Source organism: Phycicoccus sp. Root101 (assembly GCF_001426245.1).
Taxonomy (GTDB): Bacteria; Actinomycetota; Actinomycetes; order Actinomycetales; family Dermatophilaceae; genus Pedococcus.
The window spans coordinates 179,498-203,634 of the sequence record NZ_LMCM01000009.1 but is presented as its reverse complement, the minus strand read 5'-3'; the positions used below and the strand labels follow the sequence as shown (position 1 = coordinate 203,634).

Here is a 24,137-nt window from a genome sequence, read left to right as displayed (position 1 = left end):
CTACGCGGACCCGGTGTCCACCAGGTGTCCGGCACCCTGCGCCTCGGCGGCGTCGGCCACCGCTGCGGCGACGACCAGGTCACTGAGGCCGTTGCCGAGGTTCTGGCAGACGATGCGTCCGTCGGGTCGCGCCTGGTCGAGCAGCGAGCCGGTCCACGTCGTCGTCGCCGGGTACTCACCGAGCGTGCCGGCGACCCGCACCGCCTCGAACTGCGGGACGTGGTCGGCCGCAAGCACCGAGGCTCGCGCCAGCGCCGGACCCACCGAGGTGGCGTAGTCCAGCGGCAGGACCAGCGCGTCCGGTGCGATCCACGACGGGTCGAGCTCGGCGCCGGTCAGCCCGATCGACAGTCCGGTGACCACGACCGGGCGTCCCAGGACGGCTTCCCGCGCGTCGTCGGTGACGCGAAGCCGTACCCGGGGGACGTGCTCCTCCGCCCACGCCATCAGCTCAGCCCGGGCGTCGGCGCGCCGCGCGTACACGGTGACGTCGAGGTGACCCAGCGCCTCCAGCACGCGCAGGTGCGAACGTGCCTGCAGGCCGGCACCGGTGAAGCCCGCGGGCGCACCGGTCGCGGCGAGCGCAGCGATGCAGGCACCCGAGACCGCGGCCGTCCGGGCTGCCGTCAGGGCGCCGGCGGACATGACGGCCCGGGGAGCTCCGGTCCTACCGTCGTTGACGACCATGAGCCCGCTGACGGTCGGGAGCCCGTGCGACGGGTTGTCCGGGAAGATGCTTATCCACTTGCACCCCAACAGGTTTCGGGCCGGGTATGCCGCGGGCATGGCATTCGCGAACGCTCCGCCGGGTGCGTGGACGGTCGGCTTCGGCGGCACCTCGGCCTCACCGCGGGACAGGGCGACGAGCGCGTCGTGCACGAGGCGCACTGCCTCGGCCGGCGGGGGGAGCAGGGCCTCGACGTCCGCGTCGGAGAGGTGGCGCATCCGACGACGGTAGCTGCGCGGCAGGCTGAGAGGATGGCCACATGCCCAGCGCCCTGCCCGACGGCGACCCCGCGCCCGCGGACGGTCTCCTGCCCGAGTCGGCCCTGGCGACCCTGCCGTCCCGGCCGTTCGGGATCTACCTGCACGTGCCGTTCTGCTCGGTGCGCTGCGGCTACTGCGACTTCAACACCTACACGCTGACCGAGCTCGGCAACGACGGTGCGAGCGTGGCGACGTTCGCGGGTGCGGCGGTCCGGGAGCTCGACCTCGCCGCCTCGGTCCTTGGTGACCGGGCACCCGAGGTGCAGACCGTGTTCGTCGGCGGCGGGACGCCGACGATGCTGGCCGCCGCCGACCTCGCGAGCATGCTGCACGGCATACGGGACCGGTTCGGGCTGGCCGGTGATGCCGAGGTGACGACTGAGGCGAACCCCGACTCCGTGACTCCCGAGGGCCTTCGCGTGCTGGCCGATGCCGGGTTCACCCGGGTGTCGCTCGGCATGCAGTCCGCGGTGCCGCACGTGCTGCGCACCCTCGAACGCACCCATGACCCGGCCAACGTCGCCCGCGCCGTCGACGCGGCCCGGTCCGCGGGCCTGCAGGTGAGCCTCGACCTCATCTACGGAACGCCGGGGGAGAGCCTCGACGACTGGCGCACCAGCCTGCGCACCGCGACCGACCTCGCACCCGACCACGTCTCGGCCTACGCCCTCGTCGTCGAGGACGGCACCAAGCTGGCCGCCCAGGTCCGTCGTGGGCAGGTGCCGGCGCCGGAGGACGACGACGAGGCGGCGAAGTACGAGATCGCCGACGAGCACCTCACCGCCGCAGGCTTCGGCTGGTACGAGGTGAGCAACTGGGCCACCCGCGAGGACGCCCGCTGCCGCCACAACGACGGCTACTGGGCCGACGGCAACTGGTGGGGGATCGGCCCCGGCGCGCACAGCCATGTCGGCGGCGTGCGGTGGTGGAACGTCAAGCACCCCAACGCGTATGCCGCCCGCGTCGCCTCACCCGGCACGAGCCCGGCCCACGGCCGCGAGACGCTCACCGACGAGCAGCGCTACGACGAGCGCGTGCTGCTCGGGGTACGCCTGGTCGAGGGACTGCCGATCGACGACCTCCAGCCGGAAGGGCGGACGGCTGTCGCAGGTCTCATCGCCGACGAGCTCGTGGACGCGGCAGCGGCCCTGCGCCGTCAGCGGGTCGTGCTGACGAGGCAGGGCCGCCTGCTGGCCGACACCGTGGTGCGGCGGCTGCTCGGGCTGCGTTAGCCCGAGGTCACTTCACCAGCTCGGGCGTGAACGGGTAGCGGTACCACTCACCGTTGTTGGCCTTGATCGCCGCGATGATCGGCAGGACGATCCAGGCGATCCCCGTGGCGATCACGAACGGGATCCCGATGAGCACGAACGACAGCAGTCCGAAGACCCACAGCGCGATGGTGGTGATGATCTGGAAGTTCAACGCCTGGGCAGCGTGGGCCCGCACGAACGGCCCACGGTCCTTGAGGAGCAGGAAGACGATCAGTGGTCCCAGGAACGGCAGCCCGACGAGGGCGGCGGCGAAGGGTGCCAGGTGGGCCAGGGTCGCCCAGGTCTTCTCGTCCTGCTGCGACATCGGCTTCGGGCCGGAGCCGTAGACCGGGGGCGGTCCGGACGGACCGGGGGGCGGCGGCACCGGCTGGGAGCCGGGGGCCTGGGGCTGCGGTTGTTCGGTCATGGTGTTCCTCCGTGGTGGTGTCTTCCACCAGTGAAACGCATGACGACCCGTGCAGACAGGACTTTCGGGGTCTGGCGAGGGGCGGGTCAGGGGTGCGTCAGGGTCGACCCCGACCGTGCCCCGGTTCAGTGCCCCGGTTCAGTGCCCCGGCTCGGTCACGAAGTCGATGAGCTCCTCGACACTGGCCAGCAGGGTGGGCTCGAGGTCGGCGTACGACCGCACCGTGCCGAGGATCTGCTTCCACGCCCGGGCGATGTCGGCCTGGCTGTCGGCCTGCCAGCCGAGGTGACGGCAGATCCCGTGCTTCCACGACTGGCCCCGTGGGATGACGGGCCACTGCTGCAGGCCCAGTCGCTCCGGGCGCACCGACTGCCAGACGTCGACGTACGGGTGGCCCAGGATCTTGACGTGCGCGGCATGCGGGCCCCTGCGGCACGCCTGGACGACCTTGTCCTCCTTGGTGCCGGGCAGGAGGTGGTCGACGAGGACCCCCATCCGCTGGCCGGGGCCGGGACGGAAGTCACGGATGGCCCCGGCGAGGTCGTCCACGCCGTCGAGCATCTCGACGACGACTCCCTCGATGCGCAGGTCGTCCCCCCAGACCTTCTCGACGAGCTCGGCGTCGTGGCGGCCCTCGACGAAGATCCGTGAGCCGCTCGCGACCCGCGCCTTGGCGCCCTCGACCGCCCTCGACCCGGACGCCGTCCGCGCAGTCGCCGCCTTCGCCTCGGCGAGCTTCGCGCGGGCGGCAGCGGTCGGCGGCGTGAGGATCACCGGGGCCCCGTCGAGCAGGAAACCGGGCCCCATCGGGAACCCCTTGGTGCGGCCGCGGCGGTCCTCGAGGTGCACCACGCGCATGCCGCCGGCCTTCTCGACGCGCACGACGGCGCCGCACCACCCGGTGTCGACGTCCTCGACGACCAGGCCGGTCTCGGCCTCCACCTCGCGGGAGCGTCCCCTCGGGGGAACCTTCCAGTCGCCGGAGAGGACATCGGAGCCATAGCGGTCGGACACCGACGCAGGGTATGCCGCGTGGCCGACGCCACCGGAGAGGACGCGCCGCCGGTGCGGCCCCGGACCCGGGAACACCGTAGACTTGGCACTCGCTGAGCATGAGTGCCAGCAGCCCCGTCGTCGCCGCCCGACCCGGACCCGCCTGCTGCCACCCGTCGCCAGCGCCGACTCAAGTCCCGTCTCCAGTCCGACCGCAAAGGAGGTGTCCGATGAGTGAGGAACGCCGTCTCGCCGTGCTGCGCGCGATCGTGCAGGACTACGTCGAGACCTCCGAACCCGTGGGGTCCAAGGCCCTCCTCGAGCGCCATCACCTCGGGGTCTCCGCCGCCACCGTCCGCAACGACATGGCCGCCCTCGAGGAGGAGGGGCTGATCGCAGCCCCCCACACGAGCGCCGGGCGCGTGCCCACGGATGCCGGCTACCGCTTGTTCGTCGACCGCCTGAGCTCGGTGAAGCCGATGTCGCCGGCCGAGCGCTCCGCCATCGCCCAGTTCCTCGAGGGGGCGGTCGACCTCGACGACGTCGTGGCCCGCACCGTGCGGCTGCTGTCCTCGCTGACGCGGCAGGTCGCGGTCATGCAGTACCCCTCGTTGACCCGTTCGTCGGTGCGGCACATCGAGTTCGTGCCGATGGGCGCGACCAGGCTGATGGTGGTGCTCATCGTCAACACCGGCCGCGTCGAGCAGAGGGTCATCGAGACGACCCACGACCTGTCCACGACCGAGGGCGAGGCCACCCTGGGGCTGGTGCGAGCGAAGATCAACGCCAGCGCCGTGGGCCAGCGCCTGGTCGACGCAGCCGCTTCCCTCGAGTCGCTGCCGGAGGAGTTCGAGCCGGCCGACCGCGACCTCGTCCGGGCCGTCGTCCGCTCCCTGGAGGACGCCCTGGTCGAGGAGCGCGAGGAGCGCGTCGTGCTGGCAGGCACGTCGAACCTCGCGCGCGTCGGCACCGACTTCCCCCTCAGCATCGGCCCGGTGCTCGAGGCGCTCGAGCAGCACGTCGTGCTGCTCAAGCTGCTCGGCACCGCCAGGGAGACCAGCGACGCCGTCTCGGTCCGCATCGGGCACGAGAACCCGTTCGCCGGACTGCAGTCGACCTCGGTCGTCGCCACCGAGTACGGCAGCGGCTCCGACCTGGTCGCGGGCCTCGGCGTCCTCGGCCCCACCCGCATGGACTACCCCACGACGATGGCGTCGGTGCGGGCAGTCGCCACGTACGTCTCCCGGATCCTGGCGCAGTGACGCCTGTGCCCGACCGGGCTCACCGATCCACCCCTCGCACCACTGACAAGGACTCTCGTTGAACGACTACTACCAGGACCTGGGCGTCTCCAAGGACGCGTCGCCGGAGGAGATCAAGCGGGCCTACCGCAAGATGGCCCGGCGGTTGCACCCGGACGTCAACCCCAGCCCCGAGGCGGAAGAGCAGTTCAAGAAGGTCTCCCAGGCCTACGACGTGCTCTCCGACGCGGAGAAGAAGCGCTCCTACGACCAGGGCGCCGACCCGTATGCCGCCGGTGCCGCGGGGTTCGGCCAGGGCTTCTCCTTCAGCGACATCATGGACGCCTTCTTCGGCGCCGGTGCCGGTCAGGCCCAGCGCGGCCCCCGGTCGCGCCAGCGCCGCGGCCAGGACGCCCTGATCCGGCTCGACCTCGACCTCGCCGACGCCGTCTTCGGTGGCGAGCAGGAGCTCACCGTCGAGACCGCGGTCGTCTGCTCCACCTGCCACGGTGACGGGGCCCAGCCGGGCACGTCCCGCCGGACCTGTGACGTCTGCGGCGGTCGCGGCGAGATCCAGCAGGTGCAGCGCTCGTTCCTCGGGCAGGTCATGACGACCCGTCCCTGCATGACCTGCCAGGGGTACGGCGAGGTCCTCGTCAGCCCCTGCTTCGAGTGCTCGGGCGACGGACGCGTCCGCACCCGTCGCACCCTGAAGATCAAGGTTCCCGCAGGCGTCGACACCGGCACCCGCATCCAGCTCACGGGGGAGGGCGAGGTCGGCCAGGGTGGCGGTCCCGCCGGGGACCTCTACGTCGAGGTCGCCGTCCGTCCGCACCAGACCTTCCAGCGCCGTGGCGACGACCTGCACTGCACGGTCGAGCTGCCGATGACGGCAGGTGCGCTCGGGACGACCCTCAAGCTCGACACCTTCGACGGTGTCAACGAGCTCGAGATCAAGCCCGGCACGCAGTCCGGTGACGCCATGACCCTCCGTGGCCTCGGTGTCACCCACCTGCGCGGTGGTGGTCGTGGGGACCTCATCGTCCACGCGACGATCCTGACCCCGACGAAGCTGGACGAGCAGCAGGAGGAGCTCCTGCGCCAGCTCGCCGCCCTGCGCGGCGAGGAGCGCCCCGAGGGTCGTATGACGCCCGCCCACCCGGGCCTGTTCGGCAAGCTCCGCGACGCGTTCAAGGCCAAGTAGCGGGGCCCGCCCGCACCGCCCCAGGCTGCTCCCATGACCCTCCCGCTCTTCCTCGTCGACCCGGCGCTGCTCGCAGGAGCGGTCCCCGGGGCGAAGGTGGTCCTCGACGGGCCGGAGGGGCGGCACGCCGCGACGGTGCGCCGCATCGCCGCGGGGGAGCGGGTGCTCCTGGCTGACGGGCTGGGGCTGCGCGCGACGTGCGACGTCGTGGCAGCCGGGAAGGCCGAGCTCGACCTGGTCGTCGCCGAGCTGGCCATCGAGCCCGAGGGCGAGCCAAGGTTCGTCCTCGTCCAGGCCCTCGCGAAGGGCGACCGCGACGACCAGGCCGTCGAGGCGGCGACCGAGTTCGGGGTCGACGAGGTCGTCCCGTGGCAGGCGTCGCGCTGCATCGTCCAGTGGCGTGGGGAGCGGGGCGACAAGGCCCGTCGCAAGTGGGAGTCGGCCGTGGTCGCCGCTGCCAAGCAGTCGCGCCGGTCTCGCGTCCCGGTCGTCGCGGAGCTGGCCACGACGAAGACCCTGGCGGCGCGTGTGGGCGCCGCGGCGGCGGCATACGTGCTGCACGAGGACGCCACCCAGAGCCTTGCGGCGCAACGGGTTCCGGACTCCGGCGAGGTGCTCGTGGTCGTGGGGCCCGAGGGAGGCATCACCCCTGAGGAGGTGGCCGCGCTCGAGGCTGCTGGCGCGGTGACGGTGCGACTCGGGCCGACGGTGCTGCGTTCGTCGAGCGCCGGACCGGCTGCCCTCGCGGTGCTCAGCGCCGCGGCGCGCTGGCGCTGAGCCCGTCCGCGAGGGCTACTTCACCGTGAAGGTGACCGAGTCCTCGGCTGCGATCGACCCGTCCTTGGCGCTGGCCTCATAGACCTTCACCGTGTAGGTGCCGGGCGCGAGGGTGCCGAGCGAGAAGGAGTAGGTGCCCCGGCTGGGCGCACCGATGGTCGCCATGGCGTTGCCGGTCTTCACGGAGGTCGTGCCTCGGGTGAGCTCCCAGCCCACGGTGGCCTCGAACACGCTCGCCTCACCCTTGACCGTGACGGGTGACGCCGACGGCAGCACCTGGTCGCGCGACGGTGCGGTGACCCAGATCGGCGCGAGGTCCTTCCAGGACTCGTCCGCCGAGGGCCGGGTGAAGGACTGGTCCGTCGAGATCGACCCGAACAGCTTCGTCGCGCCTCCCTCGATCTCGAACCTGACCGGGAGCGGGCCCCGACCGACTGCTGCCTCCGCGGTCCACACGAGCTGCTGCACCGCGAGTCGCTGGACCTCGGGGGTGAAACCCTCGGCGCCGGGACCGCTCAGCCGCACCTCGATGACGTCGTTCGCCACCGTCGCCGCGGTCACGGTGGTGCCCGACCACGGCTGGAGGTAGCCGTCGGTGTTCGAGTAGGGCTGGGCGTTCATGGCCAGGGTCAGCGCGACCGTCACCTTGTCCGCCGGAGTGGGGTCGGCTGCCACCTCTTGGCGGATGAACTCCCTGAACAGCTTGTACGTGGGTGTGGAGCCTCCGACAGGCCCGACGAAGTAGGCCGGGAACGTCATGACGACACCGGGCCCGCTGTTCGGGGACGTGGTCGGGCTCGAGGTCTGGGTGGGGGCGGTGGTGGGCTGGTCGGTGGCCGAGGGGCCGGTGGCGGTGGGTGCCGGGACGGTCGCCGACGGGCTGCCCGCGGGGGGCCCGGGGGTCGCCGTGGGGTCCTGGTTGGACAGCCACACGCCGCCGGCGATGGCGGCCACCACGGCGGCCGCGGCGGCGGGCGCGAGCCAACGACGCATCCCCGTCCCGCCGGTCGCCGTGACCGGACCGGCGCGGTGGGCCTCGTGCAGGATCGTGTCGAGCCGGTCCGTGGGGCGCATCCGGCCCGACTCCTGGGTCAGCGAACGCCGCAGCTCGCGCTCGATGCGGTCGAACTCGCCCGGCTCGAAGTCGGGGTGCAGGAACTCGGTGCGGTCGCTCATGACGAGGTCTCCATCCGGTCGCGCAGGGCGGCGAGGCCGCGGTGGGCGTGGGCCTTGACCGATCCGGCGGAGATGCCGAGGGCGTCGGCGATCTCGGCCTCGCTCAGGTCGAGGTAGTAGCGCATCGTCAGGACCTCTCTCTGGCGCTGGGGCAACCGCCCGAGCGCCGTGACCATGGAGCTGGTGGCTTCGGCGTCGAGGGCGCGGTCCTCCGCGCTCACCTCGGTGCGTCGTGCGTATGCCGTGGGCTCACCCTGCTCGCGCGTCAGGTACCGCTCCTCGACGCCCCGGTGGCGCAGGCCGGACCGGGCGCCGTTCACCACGGCGCGGCGCAGGTAGGCGGCCGCGCTCTCGTGGCTGCGCAACGAGTCCCATCGCCGGTGGACGGCGATGAAGGCGTCCTGGACGACCTCCTCGGCGGCGAGGTCGTCCCGCAGGAGGAGCCAGGCGAGGCGGACCAGACCGGTCCAGTGCGCGGCATACAGCTCGGTGATGGCGACGTCGGCGCTCGGCACGTCGGCGCCCGGGGTCCTGGCGCCGGCCCCACCGGTGCCCGCACCGCCCCGCCGTCCCCGGGTGTCCCCACCGGGGTCGCGCTCTGCCACGCTCAACAGTCTCACGCTCCCTTGACGCGCAACCAGCGTCCGAGGTTGACGCGCCGATACCCTCGCCTGCATGACCGATCCGACCCGCTCGACGGAGCGCAGCACCGACCCCGACTGCCTCTTCTGCAAGATCGTGGCGGGGCAGATCCCGGCCACGGTGGTGCACGAGGACGAGGCGACGGTGGCGTTCCGCGACCTCGAACCCCAGGCCCCGACCCACGTCCTGGTCATCCCGCGCCACCACGTGCGGACGGCGGCCGCTCTCGCCGCCGAGCGGCCCGAGGACGCGGCCGCCCTGCTGGCCGCGGTGGCCCGGGTCGCCGAGCAGGAGGGCATCGCCGAGAGCGGCTACCGCACGGTGTTCAACACGGGTGCCGACGCCCAGCAGAGCGTCTTCCACGCCCACCTGCACGTGCTGGGTGGGCGGGCAATGACGTGGCCGCCCGGCTGAGCGGCACCGTAGACTGGGCGGACCATGCCTGAAGCAGATCAACCGACCACGCCGGGGGGCACGCCCGAGGGCGCGCACTCCCTGCCCACCCACACCGTCGAGATCCCTCCGCAGGTCCAGATGGTCACCCTTCTCGGACCCCGCGACGAGCTGCTCCGCACGATGGAGCGAGCGTTCCCGCAGCTGGAGATCCACGTCCGCGGCAACGAGTTCCACCTGTCCGGCCCGAGTGCCGAGGTGGCCCTCGCAGAGCGGACCATCGACGAGCTGCTGCTCGTGATCGAGGGCGGCCAGCCGCTGAACCGCGATGCCGTCGAGCGCTCGATCAGCATGCTGCGCGCCCAGACGACCGAACGGCCCGCCGACGTCCTGACGATGAACATCGTCTCCTCGCGCGGCCGCACGATCCGTCCCAAGACACTGAACCAGAAGCACTACGTCGACGCGATCGACAAGCACACCGTCGTGTTCGGCATCGGTCCCGCCGGCACGGGCAAGACCTACCTCGCGATGGCGAAGGCGGTCCAGGCCCTGCAGGCCAAGCAGGTCAACCGGATCATCCTGACCCGTCCTGCGGTCGAGGCCGGCGAGCGGCTCGGCTTCCTGCCCGGCACGCTCAACGACAAGATCGACCCCTACCTGCGTCCCCTGTACGACGCGCTGCACGACATGGTCGACCCCGAGTCGATCCCGCGCCTGATGGCTGCCGGGACGATCGAGGTGGCCCCGCTGGCCTACATGCGTGGCCGCACGCTCAACGACGCGTTCATCATCCTCGACGAGGCGCAGAACACCTCGCCCGAGCAGATGAAGATGTTCCTCACCCGTCTCGGGTTCGGCTCCAAGATGGTCGTGACCGGTGACGTGACCCAGGTTGACCTCCCGGACGGGTCGCGCTCCGGCCTGCGGGTGGTCCGCGACATCCTCACCGGTGTCGACGACATCCACTTCTCGGTCCTCAGCCCCCAGGACGTCGTCCGTCACCGCCTCGTGGGTGCGATCGTCGACGCCTACGGCCGCTGGGACGACCTGCAGGGCGAGACGCACGGACAGCAGCAGGGAGGGCGGGCACAGCGTGAGCGTCGACGTTCTCAATGAGACCGACCACCAGCTCGACGAGCTCGAGCTGGTGGCCCTGAGCAGGTACGTCCTGGGCGAGATGCGGGTGCACCCCGGTGCGGACCTCTGCCTGCGCCTCGTCGACGAGGCGGCCATGGAGGTGCTCCACGTGCAGTGGATGGACCTGCCGGGTCCGACCGACGTGATGTCGTTCCCGATGGACGAGCTGCGCCCGGGACGGGTGGGCGAGGAGCCCGAGGAGGGTGTCCTCGGCGACATCGTGCTCTGCCCGTCCGTGGCGGCGAAGCAGGCGGCCGAGGCCGGCCATGCCACGGAGGAGGAGCTGCTGCTCCTCACGACCCACGGCATCCTGCACCTGCTGGGCTACGACCACGCCGAGCCCGAGGAGGAGCGCGAGATGTTCGAGCTCCAGCGCCAGCTGCTGCTGACGTTCCTCGCGGGCCGTGGTCGACCCGCCGGCTGATGGTGCTCCGATGACCCGTCTCGTCCTGGCCGCGTTGTTCAGCATCGCGGTCGCCTTCCTCCTCTCGGCCGCGGAAGCAGCCCTGTGGCGGATGTCCCGGGTGCGCGCCCACGAGCTGCTCGAGGAGAAGCGACCCGGGTCGGCGTCGCTCATGCGCATCGTCGGCGACAGCGCGGCATACCTGTCCGTCACGGCGTTCCTGCGCGTCATCGCCGAGGCGACGACAGCCGTGCTCATCACACTGGGCGCCGTCGACCTCGTCGACGGGTTCTGGAAACCGCTGCTCATCGCCATCGGGGTGATGGCGCTGGTGTCGTTCGTCGTCGTCGGGGTCTCGCCGCGCACGCTCGGACGGCAGAACTCCGACGCCGTCGCCCTCATCGCCTCACCGGTCATCGTGTGGCTCCGTGCGCTGCTGGGCCCGGTCGCCCGTGTCCTCATCGCGCTCGGCAACGCCGTGACCCCCGGTCGTGGCTACCGTGACGGCCCGTTCCAGAGCGAGTCCGAGCTGCGCGACCTCGTCGACCTCGCCGGAGAGAGCGCCGTCATCGAGGCCGGGGAGCGGGAGATGATCCACTCCGTCTTCGAGCTCGGTGACACGGTGGCCCGCGAGGTCATGGTCCCGCGCACCGACATGGTCACCGTCGACAGCGAGAAGACCCTGCGCTCGGCGATGTCGCTGTTCCTGCGGTCGGGGTTCTCGCGCATCCCCGTCGTCGGCGACGGCTCGGACGACATCCTCGGCCTGCTCTACTTCAAGGACGTAGCGCGGCGGGTCAACGCCGACCACGAGGCCGGGTCGCTGCCCGTGACGACGCAGATGCGACCGATGCACTACGTCCCGGAGAGCAAGCCGGTCGACGACCTGCTGCGCGAGATGCAGCGCGACCAGAGCCACTTCGCCGTCGTGGTGGACGAGTACGGCGGCACCGCCGGACTGGTCACCATCGAGGACATCATCGAGGAGATCGTGGGCGAGATCGCCGACGAGTACGACCGGGAGGCACCGGGGGTCGAGGACCTCGGCGACGGCACGTTCCGGGTGCCGGCGACGATGGACATCGACGACCTCGCCGACGAGTTCGACGTCGAGATCGAGGAGGACGAGGTCGACACCGTCGGTGGGCTCATCGGCAAGAGCATCGGCCGGGTGCCCATCGTCGGGTCGCGCGCAGAGGTCGCCGGGCTGGCCCTCACGGCCGAGCGGATGGCTGGTCGCCGGCACCGGATCGCCTCCGTCATCGTGTCGCGCCTGCCGGAGCGGCACGAGGGTGGCGACGAGGGGGTGCCCGAGCGCACTACGGTGGAGCCCGAGCGCGAGGGAGTGTCATGACTGAGAGCGGAACCGGACCGACCGAGGGGTATGCCGCGGGGTCACCGTCGGAGGAGAAGCCGTACCTCGCCGGGTTCGCCTGCCTCGTCGGGCGCCCGAACGCCGGCAAGTCGACGCTGACGAACGCCATGGTCGGCCACAAGGTCGCCATCACGTCCTCGAAGCCGCAGACGACCCGCCACACCATCCGCGGGATCGTCACCAACGAGCGGGCGCAGCTCGTCCTGGTCGACACACCGGGCCTGCACAAGCCCCGGACGCTGCTGGGGGAGCGGCTCAACGACGTCGTCCGCGAGACGCTGCTCGAGGTCGACGTCATCGGGTTCTGTCTCCCGGCGGACCAGAAGATCGGCCCCGGCGACGGGTTCATCGCCCGCGAGCTCAAGGAGATCCAGCAGGGCAAGCGTCGTCCGGTCGTGGCCATCGCCACCAAGACCGACCGCGTCGACCGCCAGCGCCTGGCCGAGCACCTCATCTCCATCGACCAGCTCGGCTCGTGGGACGCGATCGTCCCCTGCTCCGCCGTGGACGGGTCACAGGTGGGTGAGGTGACCGAGGTGCTGTCGAGCTACCTGCCCACGTCGCCCGGCCCGCTGTACCCGGAGGGCGTCCTCACCGACGAGCCGCAGATGGTCATGATCGCCGAGCTCGTCCGGGAGGCCGCCCTCGAGGGCGTCCGCGACGAGCTGCCGCACTCCCTGGCGGTCGTCGTCGACGAGATGGTCCAGCGTGAGGGCCGTCCCGCGGACAAGCCCCTGCTGGACGTGCGGGTCAACGTGTTCGTCGAGCGGTCGTCGCAGAAGGCCATCATCATCGGTCGTGGCGGGTCGCGGCTGCGCGAGGTCGGCACGAACGCCCGTCAGGGCATCGAGGAGCTCCTCGGCCAGAAGGTCTACCTGGACCTGCACGTGAAGATCGCCAAGGACTGGCAGCGCGACCCCAAGCAGCTCCAGCGCCTGGGTTTCTGACCCGCTCGCGACGATCCCGGCCCACCGTGGCGAGGCTCACGACATACGTGGGATCGATTGTGCTGCAACGGTTTTGGGCAGGTGCGCGGGAAGTTCCCGGCATCCGCGATTTGAGATGTGCCGTGCTTCTCGGCACAGTGGGCGGTCGACCAACGACGGTTTTGATACGCAACCAATCCAGAACAGCGAAGGAGCGGCGCCCTCCCCAACGAGGGCGCCTACACCACGTGGACTCGACACTGACCAAGACAGGCCCGGCCGCACCGGCCCAGGCCACGGGCGAGAACGAAGCCCTCGACACGCCCCACCCCGCCCTCGACCCCGTCATCGAGGAGCACCCTGCCGAGGAGCCGCAGAAGGTCGACACCATCGTGTTCGGCGTCACCGCGGCGATCGCGATCGCGTTCGTGCTGTGGGGATTCCTCAGCACCGACACGCTGAGCTCGGCGTCCGGCGCGGGGCTCGGGTGGGTCGTGCACAACATGGGCTGGCTGTTCTCGCTGGTCGCCTCCGGGTTCGTGCTGTTCGTCATCTGGCTCGCCGCCAGCAAGTACGGGCGCATCCCGCTCGGGCGCGACGACGAGGAGCCGGAGTTCAAGACGGTCTCGTGGATCGCGATGATGTTCTCCGCCGGCATGGGGATCGGCCTGATGTTCTACGGGGTCTCCGAGCCGCTGTCGCACTTCGTCAAGCCGCCGCCCGGGACCGGTGCCGCCGGCAACCCGCAGGCCGTGCAGAACGCCATGGCCACGACGCTCTTCCACTGGACGCTCCACCCGTGGGCCATCTACGCGGTCGTCGGGCTCGCCGTCGCGTACGGCGTCTTCCGCAAGGGGCGTTCGCTGCTCATCAGCTCGGCGTTCGCGCCGCTGCTCGGCGAGAAGCGCGCCGCCGGCCCCGCCGGTCGGGTCATCGACATGCTCGCGATCTTCGCGACGCTGTTCGGTTCGGCCGCCTCGCTGGGCTTGGGCGCGCTCCAGATCGGTTCGGGCCTGCAGATCGTCGGCGGGCTCGGGAAGACCGGCAACATGGTGCTCGTCGGCATCATCGCCGTCCTGACCGTCTGCTTCATCCTGTCGGCCGTCTCCGGGCTGGCCAAGGGCATCCAGTGGCTGTCCAACATCAACATGGTGCTGGCGCTGGCCCTCGCGGTCTTCGTCTTCGTCGTCGGCCCGACCGTCTTCATCCTCAACCTCGTCCCCACCGAGATCGGTTCGTACTTCCAGAACCTGGCCATGATGTCCGCGCGCACCGACGCGGCCGGGGGCGACGCCATGAAGACCTGGCTCTCCGGTTGGACGATCTTCTACTGGGCCTGGTGGGTCAGCTGGACGCCCTTCGTCGGCATGTTCATCGCGCGCATCTCGCGCGGTCGCACCATCCGCCAGTTCGTCACCGGGGTGCTGCTGGTGCCGAGCGTCGTCTCGCTCGTGTGGTTCGCGATCTTCGGTGGCGCGGGCATCGACCTGCAGCGCAGCGGCACCGACCTCGCCGGAGCCGGATCCACCGAGGGCACCCTCTTCGAGATGCTCTCGCACATGCCGTTGTCGACCGTCACGTCGGTGCTCGTCATGGTCCTCGTCGCGATCTTCTTCGTGTCGGGCGCCGACGCCGCCTCGATCGTCATGGGCACGCTCTCCGAGCGCGGCACCCTGGCCCCGAGCCGCAAGACGGTGATCTTCTGGGGCGCCGCAACCGGTGCCGTCGCCGCCGTCATGCTCCTCGTGGGTGGCGAGGACGCCCTGTCCGGCCTGCAGAACATCACCATCGTGGCGGCCCTGCCGTTCCTCATCGTGATGATCGGCCTGGCCGTCGCCCTGGTGAAGGACCTCAGCAATGACCCGCTCATCGTGCGTCGCGCGTATGCCGTGGCTGCCGTCGAGCAGGCCGTCGTCGCGGGCGTCACCGAGCACGGTGACGACTTCACCCTGACGTTCGAGGAGTCCGCTCCCGGTGAGGGCGTCGGCGACCTGGTGCCGACCGCGCCCGTGACCGGCAGCGGTCCGGAGGACGAGCTCGAGACTGCCGATGTGCGCGCAGGTTCTGCCACATCGTGAGCCGCTGAACCGTTGCACGACCGAGCCGACCTATCCTTGGTCCCATGAGAATTGGTGTCTTCGGGGCCACCGGGCAGGTCGGCTCGGTCATGCGTGCACTCCTCGCCGAACGGGCGTTCCCGGTCGACGAGATCCGCTTCTTCGCGTCGGCGCGCTCTGCCGGCACGACGCTGCCGTGGGCCGGTGGCGAGGTCACCGTCGAGGACTCGGCGACCGCTGACTTCTCCGGCATCGACATCGCGTTGTTCTCCAACGGGGGAGCGGCCTCCAAGGAGCTCGCACCCAAGGTCGCCGCTGCCGGCGCGATCGTCGTCGACAACTCCTCCGCCTGGCGCAAGGACCCCGAGGTCCCGCTGGTCGTGAGCGAGGTCAACGCCGACGACCTGGACACCATCCCCAAGGGGATCGTCGCGAACCCCAACTGCACCACGATGGCGGCCATGCCGGTCCTCAAGCCGCTGCACGACGAGGCGGGTCTGGTGCGGCTCACCGTCGCGTCATACCAAGCCGTCTCCGGCTCGGGAGGCAAGGGCGTGCAGGAGCTCGACGGCCAGCTGCGTGGCGGGTATGCCGCGGGCGAGCCCGCCGACCTCGCGCTCGACGGGCGTTCGGTCCAGATCCCCGCGCCGAACGTGTACGCCGTGCCCGTCGGGTTCAACGTGATCCCGCTGGCCGGGTCGATCGTCGACGACGGTTCGCTGGAGACCGACGAGGAGCAGAAGCTCCGCAACGAGTCGCGCAAGATCCTGCACATCGACGACCTGCTCGTCTCGGGCACCTGCGTCCGGGTGCCCGTCTTCACCGGCCACTCGCTGGCGATCCACGCCGAGTTCGACCGCGAGATCAGCCCCGAACGAGCGTTGGAGCTGCTGGCCAAGGCGCCCGGCGTCGTGGTGTCCGAGGTGCCCAACCCGCTCGAGGCGGCTGGGCGCGACGACGTCTACGTCGGGCGGGTCCGTGCCGACCAGGCCGCGCCGGCCGGCAAGGGCCTGGTGCTGTTCGTCGTCGGCGACAACCTGCGCAAGGGTGCCGCCCTCAACGCCGTGCAGATCGCCGAGGAGCTGCTCAAGCGCCGCTGACGCCGGTGACCACCGCGAAGGGTGGCGATCTGCCGTTTCAGGCCCGTCCGAGGCGGCAGATCGCCACCCTTCGTCGTGCCCTCGCGCCGGAGGGCTGACCGTCAGACGTCGGTCATCCAGTGCTGGTAGCTCTGGCTGACCTGCATCCCGACGTGCTCGTACAGCGGGAGGGCGCCGGTCCGTGAGTCGGTCGACAGCTCGCTGCGGGCGGCGCCGTGCTCGCGTGCGCGAGCGAAGGCGTCGACGAGCAGCGCCCGGGCCAGGCCCTTCCCGCGCTGGTCACTGCGGACGGCCAGCTGGTCGACGTACCCGCACCCCTCGGTCACGATCAGGAACGCGACCCCGACGGCGGTGCCGCGGTCGTCCACGGCGAACCGGATCTGCCACGGCTCGAACCCCGGCCGGCGCACCGTGCTCGCGGCCCAGTCGTCGAACGTGCTGGGCTGTCGGTCGGGCCATTCGTTGAACGCGTCCTCGACGAGCCGGTAGGCCGTCTCCTCGTCCTCGCCGACGACGAGGTCGCGCAGCACGTACCCGCGGGGGAGCGGCTGGGGCTCGATCGCCGCGCCCTCGGGGACGACCAGCACCCAGGCCCGCCAACCCTCGCGGTAGCCGAGCGACTGGTAGAGCCTCTCCGCGGAGCCGCCCACCGGCACGCTCTGGCCGACGAGACTGCCCCCACGCCGCCGCGAGCAGTCCTCGACCCAGCGGGCGAGCCAGGTACCGATGCCGCGGCCGCGATGGTCAGGGTGGACGGTGGCCTCGGCGCGACGGGTCTTGTAGACCTCGCCGGCCGCGACGAGGGTCCCGTTCTCGAACACCCCGATGCTCTCCTGCTCGAGGTCGAAGCTGGGTCGCTGCCAGCCACCCTCGATGTCCTCGAGCTCGACGGCGACCTCACCGGTGTCGGCGAGCTCGGCTGCGGCGAAGAGCGCGTGGACCGCCGAGGCGTCGGACATCACGAGGGGGCGGGCCACGAGACCCGGTGGCAGGTTCATGCCGCCATCGTGGCGGGCGGGGTGAGGTGTGCGCACGTGGATTTCCGCTCTGGCCTGCTCGTGCAATTCGTGAGAGAGTCCTCTCGAAACAGTTCTCTCACATCAGTGGCACAGCCTCCGGGAGGTCCGGTGTCCAACCCGTACGACGACGTCGAGCTCACGCCCAGGGGCATGCGCGCCCTGGCCCACCCGACCCGGCTGGCCATCCTCAGCCGGCTCCAGAAGGACGGTCCCAGCACCGCGACGGCACTCGCCCCCGAGGTGGGCGCGACGCCCTCGGTCACCAGCTGGCACCTGCGGCACCTCGCCGAGCACGGCCTGGTCCGCGACGCCGAGGTGGAGTCCGACGGGCGGCAGCGCTGGTGGGAGGCGGTGGGTCGGGGGTTCCGGTTCACGCCGCCGGCTGACGAGGCCGGCCGCGACGCGGCCACGCTGCTGTCCCGCGTCCTGTTCGAGCAGGCCCAGGACCTGCCCGCGCGCTGGGTCCGCGAGACCGAGCCCCTGCTCGAGGACGGGTGGCGCCGGTCGGCCGGCCTGTCCAACACGACGGTCGTCGTGACCGCGGACGAGCTCGACACGATCGAGGCCGCCATCGAACAGGTCCTCGCGCCATACGTGTTGCGCTCGAAGGGGTCCGCGCCGGAACCGGGCGCACGCCCGGTCCGGATGCTGCGCTACGTCCTCCCCGAAGCGCCGGCGTCGTGACACGGCCGCTGTGGCGGGACCACCGGTTCGGGCGCTACTGGGTGGGTCAGGGGATCTCGCAGTTCGGCGACCGGATCACCGACCTCGCGCTCCCACTGATCGCCGTGACGACCCTGCACGCGAGTGCCCCGACGGTGGGGCTGCTCACCGCCGCCGTGTGGACCCCGAACCTCCTGTCCCTCCTCGTCGGCACCTGGGTCGACCACCACGAGCGGAAGCGGCGGCTGCTGGTCCTCGCCGACCTGCTCCGGTGCGCGGTCCTGCTCAGCCTGCCCGTGGCCCACTGGTTCGGGCTGGTGACGATGGCCCAGCTCTTCGTCGTGGCCCTGGTCGCCGGGCTCGGACAGGTGCTCTACCAGACCGCCTACCCCAGCTTCTTCGTCGCCCTGGTGCGTCGTGACCAGTACGTCGAGGCCAACAGCCTGCTGAGCACGACGCGCTCCTTCTCGTTCGTCGCGGGCCCGGCTGCGGCCGGTGGCCTGATCCAGCTGCTGACGGCCCCGGTCGCGATGTTCGTCGACGCCGTCACCTTCGCGGCATCCGCGGTGCTCATCGGGGGAGTGGACGTGCAGGACCCGCCGGTGGACCGCGAGGGCGCCGCCCCGCTCCTGCGCAGGGCCCGAGAGGGTATGGCGCTCGTGCTGCGCCACCCGTACCTGCGGGTCTCCTTGGCCTTCGCCACCACCGTGAACTTCTTCAACTTCGTGGTGGCGGCCCTGCTGGTGCTGTTCGCCAGCCGCCAGCTGGGACTCTCGGCCGGAGGCATCGGTCTCGCCCTCGGGGTCGGGGCCAGCGGTGGGTTGCTCGGCGCCGTGCTGTCCCGCAGGGCGACCGCAGTCCTCGGGATGGGGCGGACCATCATGGTGGGGGGCGTCCTGTTCTCTGCGCCGGTCGCCCTGCTGCCGCTGGCCGGTGGGCCCCTGTGGCTGCGGGCCGGCGTGCTCGCCCTGGTCGAGTTCGTCACCGGTCTCGGCGTCATGTGGCTCGACGTGCCCCTCAACGCGATGCAGACCGCGGTCGTCCCGGACGAGATCCGCAGCCGGGTGGCGGGAGCCTTCTCGACCGTGAACTACGGCGTCCGCCCGCTGGGTGCGGTGCTCGGCGGGTTCCTGGGGGAGTGGATCGGCATCGCCCCGACGCTGTACCTGGCTGCGGCCGGTGGGACCCTCGCGGTGCTGTGGCTCGTGGGGTCGCCCATCGGCCGGACCCGGACCATCGAGGATCTCGACGGCGTCGCGGAGTCCGCACGCGGGACTTGACCGCAGGAGCCGAGTGATATGCAATATATCGCGTGCCTGTCCCCGAGTCCTCGATCGCGCCGCGGGCGCTGCTGCGTGACGACGTCTACCTCCGCCTGAGGGACTCCATCGTCGACGGCACGCTCCAGCCGGGCGAGCAGCTGCGCGACCAGGAGCTCGCGGCGTGGCTCGGGGTGAGCCGGACCCCGGTGCGGGAGGCCCTGCTCCGGCTCCAGCAGGCCGGCCTGGTGAGCGCGCTCCCCGGCCGCTCGACGACGGTCGCGTCCCTCGACGCCCGAGCCGTCCGCGATGCCCAGGCGGTGGTGGCTGCCATGCACGAGCTCGCCGTGCGCGAGGCCGTGCCCCAGCTGACGAGCTCGGACGTCGAGCGCATGCGTCGGGCCAACCTCCGCTTCGCGACCGCACTCGAGGCCGGGGACGCGGACGCGGCGCTCGAGGCGGACGACGAGCTGCACGGCATACCGGTCGCGGCTGCGGGCAACGCGGCGGTGTCCGCCGTCCTCGAGCAGTACACACCCGTGCTGCGGCGCGTCGAGCGTCTCCGGTTCGCCTCCCTGGCGGGTCGGGGCTCGGTCGTGCTGCACGCGCGCCTCGTCGACCTCTGTGAACAGGGCGATGTCGACGCAGCCGCGCGGGTGTCCTTCGAGACCTGGCAGACCCTCGAGCCGCTCCTGGACTCCCTGGCCCACGATGCTGCAACCGTTGCAGAACAAGGAGATTGACCGTGTCCATCCATGACTTCCCTCGCCACCCTCTGACCTTCGGCCCGAGCCCGGTCCACCGGCTGGCCCGCCTGACCGAGCACCTCGGTGGGGCGCAGGTGTGGGCCAAGCGGGAGGACGTCAACAGCGGTCTCGCCTTCGGTGGCAACAAGACCCGCAAGCTGGAGTACATCGTCCCCGACGTCCTCGCGTCGGGCGCCGACACGCTCGTCTCGATCGGCGGCTACCAGTCGAACCACACCCGGCAGGTCGCGGCCGTCGCCGCGCACCTCGGGCTCAAGTGCCGGCTGGTGCAGGAGAAGTGGGTGGACTGGGACGACCCGGTCAACGACAAGGTGGGCAACCTCCTGCTGTCGCGCATCATGGGTGCCGACTCCCGGCTCGACCCGCACGGTTTCGACATCGGCATCCGCTCCTCGTGGGAGGACGCACTGCGCGAGGTCGAGGAATCCGGCGGGACGCCCTACGGCATCCCGGCCGGGGCCAGTGAGCACCGCCTCGGCGGACTGGGTTTCGCGAACTGGGCCTACGAGGTCGCCGAGCAGGAGGAGGCGCTCGGCGTCTTCTTCGACACGATCGTCGTCTGCACCGTCACCGGTTCGACGCACGCCGGCATGATCGCCGGGTTCGCCGCGCTCGAGGACGCGGGAGGTCGGCCGCGACGCGTCCTCGGCATCGACGCCTCGGCGACGATCGACAAGACGCGTGGTCAGGTGCGTCGCATCGCCCAGCACACCGCGGACCTCATCGGCCTCGGGCGTGAGCTGCGCGAGGACGAGGTCAGCGTCCTCGAGGGGTGGGCCGGGGACCTCTACGGCATCCCCGTCCAGTCGACGATCGACGCCATCCGGCTCAGCGGGAGCCTCGAGGGCATGATCATCGACCCGGTCTACGAGGGGAAGTCCATGGCAGGGCTGGTCGACCTCGTCACCTCGGGTGAGATCCCTCGGGACTCCACGGTCCTCTACGCCCACCTCGGCGGGCAGCCCGCCCTCAACGCGTACTCCGGCATCTTCGAGGAGGGGTGGGCCGGCGCGTGAGGCGTCCGGATCGTGGGCCGTGCCCACGTGACGATGGACGTATGCCGCGCGGGCGGCATACCCTCAACAGGTGCGTCTCTCGCGCCTCCTTCTTCGCCGCCGCGGCGGGGCCTGATCGATCAGCCGCCCCTCGTCGCGGAGTAGCGTTGCCCAGGCTGAGGTTCTGTCGGAACCACCCAGCAACGAATCGATAGGCGAGAGAACATGATTCATCCCCAGCAGCCGTCAGGCATGCCGGTAGCGAAGTACCTGCCCTTCCAGGAGCAGATCGCGGTCGATCTGCCCGACCGCACCTGGCCGACCAAGGTGCTCGAGTCCGCACCCCGCTGGTGCGCGGTCGACCTCCGCGACGGCAACCAGGCCCTCATCGACCCGATGAGCCCGGACCGCAAGAAGCGGATGTTCGAGCTGCTGGTGCGGATGGGCTACAAGGAGATCGAGGTCGGGTTCCCCTCGGCGAGCCAGACCGACTTCGACTTCGTGCGCATGCTCATCGAGGACGACATGATCCCCGACGACGTGACGATCCAGGTGCTGACGCAGTGCCGCGACCACCTCATCGAGCGGACGTTCGACTCGATCCGTGGTGCCAAGCAGGCCATCGTCCACTTCTACAACTCGACCTCGGTGCTCCAGCGTCGCGTCGTGTTCGGGCTGGACCAGGACGGCATCGTCGACATCGCGCTGCAGGCCGCCCGCCTGTGCCGCAAGCTCGAGGAGACCATCCCGGACACGGTCGTCTACTACGAGTACAGCCCAGAGTCCTACACCGGCACCGAGCTGGAGTTCGCGGTCCGCATCTGCAACGAGGTCGCCGACGTCATCGACCCGACGCCGGACCACAAGATGATCATCAACCTGCCCGCGACCGTGGAGATGGCGACGCCCAACGTCTACGCCGACTCGATCGAGTGGATGATCCGCCACCTCGAGCGGCGCGACTCCATCGTCGTCAGCCTCCACCCGCACAACGACCGTGGCACGGGTGTCGCGGCCGCCGAGCTGGGCTACCTCGCGGGAGCCGACCGTATCGAGGGGTGCTTGTTCGGCAACGGTGAGCGCACGGGCAACGTCGACCTGGTCACCCTCGGCATGAACCTGTTCAGCCAGGGCATCGACCCGCAGATCGACTTCTCCGACCTCGACGAGATCCGGCGCACGGTCGAGCACTGCAACCAGCTGCCCGTCGCCGAGCGCCACCCGTGGGGCGGTGACCTCGTCTTCACGGCGTTCTCCGGCTCGCACCAGGACGCGATCAAGAAGGGCTTCGAGGACATGGAGCGCCAGGTGGCCTCCTCCGGCAAGTCGATCAACGAGCTGGTGTGGGGTGTGCCCTACCTGCCCATCGACCCGCACGACGTCGGCCGGTCCTACGAGGCAGTGGTCCGCGTCAACAGCCAGTCCGGCAAGGGCGGGGTCGCCTACATCCTCAAGGCCGAGCACCAGCTCGACCTCCCGCGTCGCCTGCAGATCGAGTTCAGCGGCGTCGTCCAGGCCAAGACCGACAGCGAGGGCGGCGAGGTCAGCCCGGCCGAGCTGTGGAGCGTCTTCCAGGACGAGTACCTGCCCGCGGTCGACGGCGAGGCCAACGCCTGGGGGCGGTTCACGCCGATCAGCCACGCGCTCGAGAGCCAGGCCGGGGGTGCCGACCGCATCGTCGCGACGATGCTGGACAACGGTGTCGAGGTCTCCATCGAGGGCACCGGCAACGGCCCGATCGCCGCGTTCATCGACGCCCTGTCGACCGTCGGCGTGGACGTCCGCGTCCTCGACTACGCCGAGCACGCGCTGTCCTCGGGTGGGGACGCCCGGGCGGCCGCCTACGTCGAGTGCGCCGTCGGGGACCGGGTCCTGTGGGGCGTCGGGCTGCACAGCTCGATCGTCAAGGCGTCACTCACCGCCGTGCTGTCCGCGGTCAACCGCGCCCTGCGCGACCAGGACTGACCACGACGACGTGCAGTGGCGGCCCGCCGCCGGGAGCTCCTACCGGACGCCCGCGTTGAACGGCGCCACTGCACGTCGTTGCGTCAGCGGACGCCGTGGGGCCGCCGTCGGGTCGGACCTCAGCGCGCTGCGGGGAGCAGCCGTTTGCTCCACAGGCGGATGCCGTCCTCCCCACGGATGGTCACGTAGGTGGTGTCCTCGACCGTCTCGGCGTCGAGGATGGTGCCTGCCGGCAACGGCGCCGAGCTCCAGGTCCCACTGTCGGGCCTGATCCAGACCTGTGGTCCGTCGGCGGTCTGCACGGCCAGGACGAGGCCGTCGTCGAGGAACGAGGTCCGGGCGAGCAGGACCGTGGGCCGCTCTGGATCCAGCTCGGCGACCGGTAGCGGGACCGAGACGAGGCCTCGGCTCGTCGACCTGGTGGTGATGACCACCGGTCGACCGTGGGTGCTCCCGGCCAGCCAGTGGTCGAGGGTCTGGCCCTGCGCGTCGCTGACGCGCTCCATCGCCCTCGGGAGGGGAACGTCCTGCCACTCCCAGCTCCCCTCGGGCGCCGAGTCGTCCGAGGACCCCCACCACGCGTGGACGGTGAAGGGCTCGGTGCTGGAGGCGCCGCGCACCTCCGCGGCGACGAGGATGTCCGGGTCGGTGCCGGCGGCCACCACGGCGCTGCCCGGTCGCACCTCGCAGCACAGCGCTCCACCGGGAGCAGCGATGCCCTGCACCGTGTCGGTCACCGACCAGACCTGCAGCCGCTGCGTGGCGCCGGCCGGGACGGTTCCAGCCACGACGGGGAAGTAGGAGTCGTCGTCGATGGCCGCCGCCGTGATCCGTGCGTCCGCCGGGAGCGAACCATTCACCGGCACGTGCTGCCCTTCGGCAGCATCGGCGTCGGGAGCCCGGACGTATGCGGTGTCCGCGGTCCAGGTGCGTGGTGCGTTCCCCGAGGCGCCTGTCGCCGCGAGCATCCACTCACCGTGGCCGGCAAGAGCCGTGACCGGTCCGTTCGTGTCGAGCATCGTCCTGCACTGGAGGCTCGTGCCCGGCGTCATCTCCAGAAGGCACGGGTGGCCGCCCCGCAGCCCGGCCGCGAGCAGGTACCCCAGGCCCTCACGGCTGAGCGGACCCGAGAGCTCGTAGGCGCTCTGCACCTGTGACCAGCCCTCGGAGGTCGCTCCGGCCCCTGACGCCTGACGCACCCCACCGACCGCATCCCTCAGGTCGGTGTCGATGCGAGCCAGGACGCCGGGAGCGAGGAACGCCAGCGCCGCGACCACGACCAGCGCCAGGAGGACGTCGCGTGCTCTGCTCATCACTCCTGCTCGGACGGGGGTCGGATCCGAGTCAGTGTGGACCAGGTCGCAGGTCGGTGTGC

General features: G+C 71.1%; 23 protein-coding genes. 16 read left to right on the top strand and 7 right to left on the bottom strand.

Features of this window, described 5'->3' with window-relative positions; genetic code table 11:
• A complete protein-coding gene (locus tag ASC58_RS15660; protein WP_056919963.1) occupies positions 1-945 on the bottom strand; it encodes an ornithine cyclodeaminase in 945 nt (314 codons plus the stop codon).
• Between the two features lie 41 nt (positions 946-986).
• On the opposite strand from ASC58_RS15660, the gene hemW reads away from it, so the two are divergent.
• Complete coding sequence (gene hemW, locus ASC58_RS15655; protein WP_056919962.1) at positions 987-2,219, top strand: radical SAM family heme chaperone HemW; 1,233 nt, start codon at positions 987-989, stop codon at positions 2,217-2,219.
• A 7-nt stretch (positions 2,220-2,226) separates the two neighbouring features.
• Here the strand turns inward: hemW and ASC58_RS15650 are convergent, their stop codons facing one another.
• Together ASC58_RS15650 and ASC58_RS15645 are read right to left on the bottom strand one after the other, a co-directional pair.
• On the bottom strand, positions 2,227-2,667 hold the full coding sequence (locus ASC58_RS15650; RefSeq protein WP_235529268.1) for a DUF4870 domain-containing protein: 441 nt from the start codon (positions 2,665-2,667) through the stop codon (positions 2,227-2,229).
• Between the two features lie 138 nt (positions 2,668-2,805).
• Complete coding sequence (locus ASC58_RS15645; RefSeq protein ID WP_056920117.1) at positions 2,806-3,681, bottom strand: DUF3097 domain-containing protein; 876 nt, start codon at positions 3,679-3,681, stop codon at positions 2,806-2,808.
• Between the two features lie 209 nt (positions 3,682-3,890).
• Between ASC58_RS15645 and hrcA the strand changes: the two genes are divergently transcribed.
• Genes hrcA through ASC58_RS15630 form a run of 3 tightly spaced genes read left to right on the top strand, consistent with a single transcriptional unit; the run spans position 3,891 to position 6,882 of the window.
• Positions 3,891-4,922, top strand: coding sequence for a heat-inducible transcriptional repressor HrcA (hrcA, locus tag ASC58_RS15640; protein ID WP_056917665.1), 1,032 nt, complete (start codon positions 3,891-3,893; stop codon positions 4,920-4,922).
• Positions 4,923-4,980: 58 nt separating this feature from the next.
• Entirely contained in the window at positions 4,981-6,105 is a 1,125-nt protein-coding gene (dnaJ, locus tag ASC58_RS15635) for a molecular chaperone DnaJ (RefSeq protein ID WP_056919961.1), read from the top strand.
• Between the two features lie 33 nt (positions 6,106-6,138).
• Positions 6,139-6,882, top strand: a complete 744-nt coding sequence (locus ASC58_RS15630) for a 16S rRNA (uracil(1498)-N(3))-methyltransferase (RefSeq protein ID WP_056919960.1) — start codon at positions 6,139-6,141, stop codon at positions 6,880-6,882.
• 15 nt (positions 6,883-6,897) lie between these two features.
• On the opposite strand, the gene ASC58_RS21875 is transcribed toward ASC58_RS15630, so the two are convergent.
• Positions 6,898-8,058 (bottom strand): Gmad2 immunoglobulin-like domain-containing protein, encoded by a 1,161-nt coding sequence (locus tag ASC58_RS21875; protein WP_056919959.1) that lies wholly within the window; start codon positions 8,056-8,058, stop codon positions 6,898-6,900.
• Complete coding sequence (locus ASC58_RS15620) at positions 8,055-8,663, bottom strand: SigE family RNA polymerase sigma factor (protein WP_235529267.1); 609 nt, start codon at positions 8,661-8,663, stop codon at positions 8,055-8,057. Before ASC58_RS15620 ends, ASC58_RS21875 begins: the two co-directional genes overlap by 4 nt.
• Before the next feature lie 70 nt (positions 8,664-8,733).
• On the opposite strand from ASC58_RS15620, the gene ASC58_RS15615 reads away from it, so the two are divergent.
• The 7 genes from ASC58_RS15615 to ASC58_RS15585 all read left to right on the top strand — a co-directional run bounded on the left by ASC58_RS15615 (position 8,734) and on the right by ASC58_RS15585 (position 16,094).
• A complete protein-coding gene (locus ASC58_RS15615; RefSeq protein ID WP_056919958.1) occupies positions 8,734-9,114 on the top strand; it encodes a histidine triad nucleotide-binding protein in 381 nt (126 codons plus the stop codon).
• A gap of 24 nt (positions 9,115-9,138) precedes the next feature.
• Positions 9,139-10,212 (top strand): PhoH family protein, encoded by a 1,074-nt coding sequence (locus ASC58_RS15610; RefSeq protein WP_082553370.1) that lies wholly within the window; start codon positions 9,139-9,141, stop codon positions 10,210-10,212.
• Positions 10,190-10,657, top strand: coding sequence for an rRNA maturation RNase YbeY (gene ybeY / locus ASC58_RS15605; protein ID WP_056919957.1), 468 nt, complete (start codon positions 10,190-10,192; stop codon positions 10,655-10,657). Before ASC58_RS15610 ends, ybeY begins: the two co-directional genes overlap by 23 nt.
• A gap of 10 nt (positions 10,658-10,667) precedes the next feature.
• Positions 10,668-11,990: a hemolysin family protein gene (locus ASC58_RS15600; protein WP_056919956.1), complete on the top strand. Its 1,323-nt coding sequence runs from the start codon at positions 10,668-10,670 to the stop codon at positions 11,988-11,990.
• The gene (gene era / locus ASC58_RS15595; RefSeq protein WP_056919955.1) at positions 11,987-12,958 is read left to right on the top strand and encodes a GTPase Era; all 972 of its coding nucleotides are present in this window, start codon (positions 11,987-11,989) and stop codon (positions 12,956-12,958) included. Before ASC58_RS15600 ends, era begins: the two co-directional genes overlap by 4 nt.
• Before the next feature lie 227 nt (positions 12,959-13,185).
• The gene (locus ASC58_RS15590; protein ID WP_056919954.1) at positions 13,186-15,015 is read left to right on the top strand and encodes a BCCT family transporter; all 1,830 of its coding nucleotides are present in this window, start codon (positions 13,186-13,188) and stop codon (positions 15,013-15,015) included.
• A gap of 44 nt (positions 15,016-15,059) precedes the next feature.
• Positions 15,060-16,094: an aspartate-semialdehyde dehydrogenase gene (locus ASC58_RS15585; protein WP_056917655.1), complete on the top strand. Its 1,035-nt coding sequence runs from the start codon at positions 15,060-15,062 to the stop codon at positions 16,092-16,094.
• A gap of 101 nt (positions 16,095-16,195) precedes the next feature.
• Here the strand turns inward: ASC58_RS15585 and ASC58_RS15580 are convergent, their stop codons facing one another.
• Positions 16,196-17,092 (bottom strand): GNAT family N-acetyltransferase, encoded by an 897-nt coding sequence (locus tag ASC58_RS15580; RefSeq protein ID WP_056919953.1) that lies wholly within the window; start codon positions 17,090-17,092, stop codon positions 16,196-16,198.
• 105 nt (positions 17,093-17,197) lie between these two features.
• Between ASC58_RS15580 and ASC58_RS15575 the strand changes: the two genes are divergently transcribed.
• The 5 genes from ASC58_RS15575 to leuA all read left to right on the top strand — a co-directional run bounded on the left by ASC58_RS15575 (position 17,198) and on the right by leuA (position 22,762).
• Positions 17,198-17,797, top strand: a complete 600-nt coding sequence (locus ASC58_RS15575; RefSeq protein WP_235529266.1) for a helix-turn-helix transcriptional regulator — start codon at positions 17,198-17,200, stop codon at positions 17,795-17,797.
• Complete coding sequence (locus ASC58_RS15570) at positions 17,794-19,056, top strand: MFS transporter (protein WP_056919952.1); 1,263 nt, start codon at positions 17,794-17,796, stop codon at positions 19,054-19,056. The genes ASC58_RS15575 and ASC58_RS15570 overlap by 4 nt, the downstream gene beginning before the upstream one ends.
• Positions 19,057-19,088: 32 nt before the next feature.
• Positions 19,089-19,778, top strand: a complete 690-nt coding sequence (locus ASC58_RS15565) for a GntR family transcriptional regulator (protein WP_056919951.1) — start codon at positions 19,089-19,091, stop codon at positions 19,776-19,778.
• A 2-nt stretch (positions 19,779-19,780) separates the two neighbouring features.
• Positions 19,781-20,818 carry a 1-aminocyclopropane-1-carboxylate deaminase gene (locus ASC58_RS15560; protein ID WP_056919950.1) on the top strand — a complete coding sequence of 346 codons (1,038 nt, stop codon included), beginning with the start codon at positions 19,781-19,783 and terminating at the stop codon, positions 20,816-20,818.
• A 204-nt stretch (positions 20,819-21,022) separates the two neighbouring features.
• The gene (leuA, locus tag ASC58_RS15555) at positions 21,023-22,762 is read left to right on the top strand and encodes a 2-isopropylmalate synthase (protein WP_056917650.1); all 1,740 of its coding nucleotides are present in this window, start codon (positions 21,023-21,025) and stop codon (positions 22,760-22,762) included.
• 119 nt (positions 22,763-22,881) lie between these two features.
• Here the strand turns inward: leuA and ASC58_RS15550 are convergent, their stop codons facing one another.
• Entirely contained in the window at positions 22,882-24,075 is a 1,194-nt protein-coding gene (locus ASC58_RS15550; RefSeq protein WP_056919949.1) for a hypothetical protein, read from the bottom strand.
• Between the last annotated feature and the right edge of the window lie 62 nt (positions 24,076-24,137).